The sequence below is a fragment of the Ramlibacter sp. genome (assembly GCF_036383835.1).
GTDB lineage: Bacteria > Pseudomonadota > Gammaproteobacteria > Burkholderiales > Burkholderiaceae_C > Ramlibacter.
Genome location: NZ_DASVNN010000161.1, coordinates 1 through 5520, shown reverse-complemented (window position 1 = coordinate 5520; position 5520 = coordinate 1). Strand labels below are relative to the sequence as shown.

The following is a 5520-nucleotide window of genomic DNA, read 5'->3' as shown; positions in this document are numbered from 1 at the left end:
CTACGGGGGTCCTGTAGGCTGGGGTGCAACCCCAGCATCCCGTCCCTAGATCCCCAGCAGCTTCTTCGCCTCGCCCAGGTCCTTCATCGACTCGGCGTGCTTGCCCTCCTTGTGGTGCGCCTCGCCGCTCGCGCGCAGCTTGGTCACCTTCTCGGAATCCTCTTTCGACAGCTGCGGCTTGGTCGCCAGCTTGGCGTCGATGGCCTTCATCTCGTTCGGGCAGTTGTGGGCCCAGGCCGAAGAGGCCAGCACGGCGCCGGCGGCCAGCAGGAAGATTGCACGCATGAGGCTCTCCTCGCGGAATGAAGACTTCCAACTTAGCCGCTGCCGGGCGGACGCAGATTCGCGTTTTCCCGCAGCGGTAACAACGTGCCGCACATTTGACAGTAGCGCGCCTCGGGCCCGTGACCCGTGGCTCCGCAGTTTTCGCAGGCGCGCGCGAGCGTCGGCGCCCGCAGGTGGTGCCGCGCGGTCATTTCCGCCGTCACGATCCCCGTGGGCACGGCCAGCGTTCCCCAGCCGAGCAGCATGCAGCACGAAGCGATGAAGCGCCCGGCGTCCGTCTTGGGCGTGATGTCGCCGAAGCCCACGGTCGTGATGGTCGTGATCGCCCAGTACACCGAGGTCGGGATGTCGACGAATCCGTGCTCGGGCCCCTCCACCACGTACAGCAGCGTCCCGAGGATCAGCACCACCATCAGCACGGCCGACAGGAACACCAGGATCTTGCGCCGGCTGGCGGCCAGCGCCTCGCCGAGCATCTGGTATTCGACGATGTAGTCGGTGAGCTTGAAGATCCGGAAGATGCGCAGCAGCCGCAGGATCCGCACGTCGATCAGCGCGTGCGTTTCCGGGAACAGCAGGGCCAGGTAGGTCGGCAGGACCGAGAGCAGGTCCACGATGCCGAAGAAGCTCAGGGCATAGCGCAGCTGCCGCTTGACGCTGGCGAGCCGCGCGAGGTATTCGACCGTGAACAGGACGGTGAAGAACCACTCGGCGACGTCGAACAGGGTGCGGAAGCGCTGGTGCAGCGACGGCACGCTGTCGGCGACCACCACCGCCACGCTCACCAGGATGGCCGTGATGATCGCCTTGTCGAAGGCGCGCCCGGCCGGGGTCTCCGACTCGAAGATGACCTCGAACAGGCGCCGCCGCCAGGGCTCCTCCGGCTTGCCCAGGATCTCCGCTTCGCTGCCCGGCGTCATGCGTCGCGCCTCAGGCCGCCGGCCGGCGGAATTTCTCCCACGCCTGCGGTGTCGGCGTGGTGCCGGCGCCCGGCACCTGCGGCAGCCGGAAGAAGCCGTCCCGCACCTCGGCCGGATCGGTGAAGCAGTCCTTGATCCAGGGGATGTACTCCAGCACCTGCACCGCCGGGTGCGCGTAGGCGAGGTGCACGTGCACCTGGCTCATGTCGCCCGCATGCGGCGCCACCGGCAGCCGCCAGCCGTGGGCCGCCTCGCACACGCGCAGCACCTCGGTGAGGCCGGCCATGCGCGTCACGTCCGGCTGCACCCAGTGGATCGCCTGCTGGTGGAAGAACTCGGAAAAGGCGTCCTGCGTGTAGAGCTGCTCGCCCAGCGCCACCGGGATGCGCGTGGCGCGCGCGAGCTGCGCGTGGCCCTTGACGTCGTCGTACCAGAGCGGCTCCTCGAACCAGTACACGTCCTGTTCCTCCGCCCCGCGGCAAAAGCGCAGGCAGGTGGCCAGGTCCCACTTGCCGTTGCCGTCGACGGCCAGCGTGACGTCCGGCCCGATCGCCTCGCGGACCGCAGCGAGCCGGCGCAGGTCGCGCTCCACCGTGGAACCCACCTTGATCTTGATGCCGCTGAAGCCCTGCTCCACCGCGCGCCGGGCGCCTTCCACCAGCTTGTCGTCGGCGATGGAGAGCCAGCCGATGTCGGTGTTGTAGGCGCGGACGCGCTCGCGCACCGGCCCTCCCAGCAGCTTCCACAGCGGCACGTCCTCCGCCTTCGCCTTCAGGTCCCACAGCGCGACGTCGATCGCCGCCTGCGACAGCGTGGTGATGCCGGCACGGCCGATCCACTGCAGCGCCGGATTGCGCGCCAGCTTGTGCCACAGCTTCTGCACCTCGCGCGGATCCTCGCCCACCAGCAGCGGCGCGTGGCAGGTTTCGATGCAGCGCGTGATCAGCTGGTCGCCCGCAAGATGGGCATGCGTTCCAGTGAAGCCGTAGCCGGACAGCCCGGTGTCGGTGTCGATGCGGGCGCCGACCACGCCCCAGTGCGTGATGCTGTGGGTGCTGTCGGCGATCTGCGAGCCCGTCACGGGCACGTGCAGGATGAAAGGCTCGACGCGGGCGATCTTCATGGCGCTGTCTCCGGAATTCGTTGTGCCGCCATCCTAGCCGCAGCCGGGCTACAGGCGGTTGTGGATGGCCGTCGCCGCGATCGCTGCGTGCCCCGCCGCGACGGCGATCTGGTTCAGGTCCACCGCAACGTCTCCGGCCACGTACAGGCCTTCGATCGAGGTCTGCTGGTGCGCGTCGACTTCCAGCTGGCCGTCGTCGCGGGCGCGCGCGCCCAGCGCGGTGGCCAGGTCGCAGGCGTGCTCGAGGCCCAGCGCCGGGTAGAGCGTGTCGAACTCCAGCACCTCGCCGTTCTGCAGCTCGACCCGCACGCCGACGCCGTCGACGCCGCATTCGATGCGATGCGGCGGGCTTTCGGCGATGCGCACGCCCGCTTCCCGCAGCCGCGCCAGTTCGGCGGGATCGACTTCGTGCTGCGTGGCCATGGCCAGCCAGGTGAGTTCGCGCGCCCAGGTGGAGACGAACAGCGACTCGCGCAGCCCGTGCCCGGCGCGACCGAGCACGGCCACCCGCTGGCCCTGCGTTTCGTAACCGTCGCACACCGGGCAATAGCGCACCTGGCCCGCCTGCACCGCGGCCTCCATGCCGTCGATGTCCGGCTCGACGTCGCGCGCGCCGGTGGCGAGGATGACGAAGCGCGCGCGCCAGAGCCCGTCCGCGCTGCGCGCCTCGAAGGTGCCGTCGTCGCGTTTCCGCAGCTGCTCCACGCGCGTTCGCACCGTGCGCGTTCCGTACTTCTCCGCGTGCGCGCGCATGCGCTGCAGCAGCTCCCGGCCTTCGATGCCGTCGGGGAAACCGGGGACGTTGCGGGTGCGCGGGATGCACTGCAGGCGGCTGCCGTCGTCGTCCAGCACCAGCGCGCGGCGCTTGTAGCGGCCCATGTACACGGCGGCGGTGAGGCCTGCCGCGCCGCCGCCGACGATCAGGCAGTCGAGGAGTTCTTCTTTCATGCGTCCAGGTCGTCCATCAGCTCATCCGCCTGGCGGGCGGCTCCAGCGCCCACAGCAGCGCGATGGTTGCGAGGATGGGCAGGTTCTTGGTGACCGGTCCGTAGGGATGCAGCCAGTATTCGGGCAGGAAGAAGGTGACCAGCACGGTGTAGCCGGCGACGAGCGCCAGCTGCAACAGCCACACCGGCCGCCGCCAGCGCGCGGGGGCGGCCAGGGTCAGCACGCCGAGCAGCAAGTCGAGCAAGGCGGCGCCATACAGCGCGATGCTTGCAATCGCGCCATGCAAGCCGACGCGCGCCAGCAGCGCGTAGCTGTCCTGCACGGGGTAGAGCCCGAGGGACACGATCGCGGTCCAGATCCACATCAGCGCGAGCGCGACGCGCAGCACCGGCAGCCACAGGTCCAGCACCGCTTCGCGCCGCGCCGTCTCCCGCAGGGCCGGCGCGATGAAGTCGCCCGGAGGAAGCAGCGCGCGGCCCAGGAGCTGCGGAAGCGCGTTCTGCTGCGTGGCGTTGCCGGCCAGCAGCATGGCGGCGGTATCGCGGTCGAGCATGCTGCCGGGGACGTGGCCGGCGATGCTCGCGCCCAGCCGGAACCACGCTGCAGGCATGGGGACGATCCACTGCCGCCGCCGCTCGCCCATCGCCTGCCGCAGTTCGCCCAGGTACTCGCGCAGCTGCAACGGACGCGATCCGGCGAAGGCAAACGTTTCCACGCGCGGCGGCGGCGCTTCCACCAGCCGCACGATGCCGGCCACCACGTCGTCGAGGTGGACCGGCTGCACCGCCATGCGCCCGGCCGCCGGGAAGGGCAGCACCGGGGCGACCGCGAGCTTGTCGAAGAGCGCCGTGCTGCTGCCGCCCGGCCCGTACACCAGCGAAGGCTGCACGATCGCTCCGCGCAACGGCAGGCCACGCAGCACGTCGTCCGCGGCCTTCTTGCTGAGGTGGTAGCCCGTGTGCGCGGAGTCGTCGGCGCCGAGGGCCGACACCTGCACCACCGTGCCGACGCCGGCCGCGGCGCAGGCCCGGAACAATTCCGCCGGTGCTTCGGTATGCAGCGCGCGGAAGCTCTGTCGGCCCTGCTCGCGCAGGATGCCCACCGCGTTCACCACGGCGTCGACGCCGGCCAGCCGGGAGACCCACCAGTCCTGGCGCGGCACCGCGGCGAAGTCCGCCTGCACGGTGTCCTGCGCGCCCGCCGGCGGCCGCCGCAGCACGCGCAGCACCGTGTGCCCGCGCGCGCCCAGGGCCTGCGCGACAGCGCGGCCGATGAAGCCCGTGGCACCGGTCAGCAGGATGCGCATGTGGAGGCGAAAGCGGCCAGTCTAGGCGAGCCGCCGCGCGCGGTGGCTCGCATCGTTACCCTTTGAGAGCGTGGCCCCACGGCCCGTCCATGGTTACCTAGACTTGCGGGAATGACCACCTGGAAGCAAGCCCTGCGCGAAGGCGTCGTCTCCGGCACGTTCGCGGCCGTTTTCTCGGCGGCCTATCTCGCCTGGGCCGGCACGCGCCGCGGCGAACCGGCGGCGCCGCTGAACGCGGTGAGCCACTGGATCTTCGGCAACCAGGCGCTGCAGGAGGACGAGCCGAGCATGACGTACACCGCAACGGGCTACGTCACGCACCACCTCGCCTCGATCTTCTGGGCGACGCTGCACGCCAAGGCCTGGGGCGCGCGCGAGGAAGCGAAACGGCCACTGCCCGCGGTGGCCGGCGCGGTGACCGCCGCGGCGGTCGCGAGCTTCGTCGACTACCAGCTCACGCCCAAGCGCCTGACGCCGGGCTTCGAACACCGCCTGGGCAGGCCGGAGATGATCAACGTGTACGCGTGCTTCGCGCTGGGGATGGCGATCGGCAGCGTGTTGATGAAGAAGCGCTAGCGTCATCCCCGCGGAGGCGTGATGCAGGGCGTCTGGTGCGTCGCGCCAGGCGGCGCGCGCTCTGCCTGATCGAGCAAGTCATGATCGCTGTAGGGTGGGCAAGCTTTGCTTGCCCACCATGCGGCCCACGGTGAAACGGTGGGCAAGCGAGCTTGCCCACCCTACGCCAGGCCCCATGGCGGTGACGACAGCAACGGATCGATGCGCCACCGCCCTGCCCTGCTGCCAGCCCCCGTGCGGGCGGGGCCGGGGTCGCGCATGAAGGCATGGCGCCTGCGAGGACCGGGCAGGCGGCCCAGCGCGGCTACGAGAGCGAAGCGTATCGAGCCGTGCGTACGATTCTGACTCGCGACACCGGTGCC

6 protein-coding genes are annotated in these 5520 nt (G+C 70.4%); 1 reads left to right on the top strand and 5 read right to left on the bottom strand.

Annotated elements, in window-relative coordinates; translation table 11 throughout:
- Positions 1–45: 45 nt before the first annotated feature.
- Genes VF522_RS24510 through VF522_RS24490 form a run of 5 tightly spaced genes read right to left on the bottom strand, consistent with a single transcriptional unit; the run spans position 46 to position 4582 of the window.
- Positions 46–285: a hypothetical protein gene (locus VF522_RS24510; RefSeq protein ID WP_330910963.1), complete on the bottom strand. Its 240-nt coding sequence runs from the start codon at positions 283–285 to the stop codon at positions 46–48.
- 32 nt (positions 286–317) lie between these two features.
- Entirely contained in the window at positions 318–1205 is an 888-nt protein-coding gene (locus VF522_RS24505; RefSeq protein WP_330910962.1) for an ion transporter, read from the bottom strand.
- 10 nt (positions 1206–1215) lie between these two features.
- Positions 1216–2328 carry a mandelate racemase/muconate lactonizing enzyme family protein gene (locus VF522_RS24500; RefSeq protein WP_330910961.1) on the bottom strand — a complete coding sequence of 371 codons (1113 nt, stop codon included), beginning with the start codon at positions 2326–2328 and terminating at the stop codon, positions 1216–1218.
- Positions 2329–2376: 48 nt separating this feature from the next.
- On the bottom strand, positions 2377–3276 hold the full coding sequence (locus VF522_RS24495) for an NAD(P)/FAD-dependent oxidoreductase (protein ID WP_330910960.1): 900 nt from the start codon (positions 3274–3276) through the stop codon (positions 2377–2379).
- Between the two features lie 16 nt (positions 3277–3292).
- A complete protein-coding gene (locus VF522_RS24490) occupies positions 3293–4582 on the bottom strand; it encodes an SDR family oxidoreductase (RefSeq protein ID WP_330910959.1) in 1290 nt (429 codons plus the stop codon).
- Between the two features lie 111 nt (positions 4583–4693).
- On the opposite strand from VF522_RS24490, the gene VF522_RS24485 reads away from it, so the two are divergent.
- Complete coding sequence (locus tag VF522_RS24485; RefSeq protein ID WP_330910958.1) at positions 4694–5158, top strand: hypothetical protein; 465 nt, start codon at positions 4694–4696, stop codon at positions 5156–5158.
- Positions 5159–5520 lie beyond the last annotated feature (362 nt).

Coding starts and splice junctions, on each gene's coding strand:
- VF522_RS24510 (WP_330910963.1), bottom strand. CDS start 285: ATGCGTGCAATCTTCCTGCTGGCCGCCGGCGCCGTGCTGGCCTCTTCG.
- VF522_RS24505 (WP_330910962.1), bottom strand. CDS start 1,205: ATGACGCCGGGCAGCGAAGCGGAGATCCTGGGCAAGCCGGAGGAGCCC.
- VF522_RS24500 (WP_330910961.1), bottom strand. CDS start 2,328: ATGAAGATCGCCCGCGTCGAGCCTTTCATCCTGCACGTGCCCGTGACG.
- VF522_RS24495 (WP_330910960.1), bottom strand. CDS start 3,276: ATGAAAGAAGAACTCCTCGACTGCCTGATCGTCGGCGGCGGCGCGGCA.
- VF522_RS24490 (WP_330910959.1), bottom strand. CDS start 4,582: ATGCGCATCCTGCTGACCGGTGCCACGGGCTTCATCGGCCGCGCTGTC.
- VF522_RS24485 (WP_330910958.1), top strand. CDS start 4,694: ATGACCACCTGGAAGCAAGCCCTGCGCGAAGGCGTCGTCTCCGGCACG.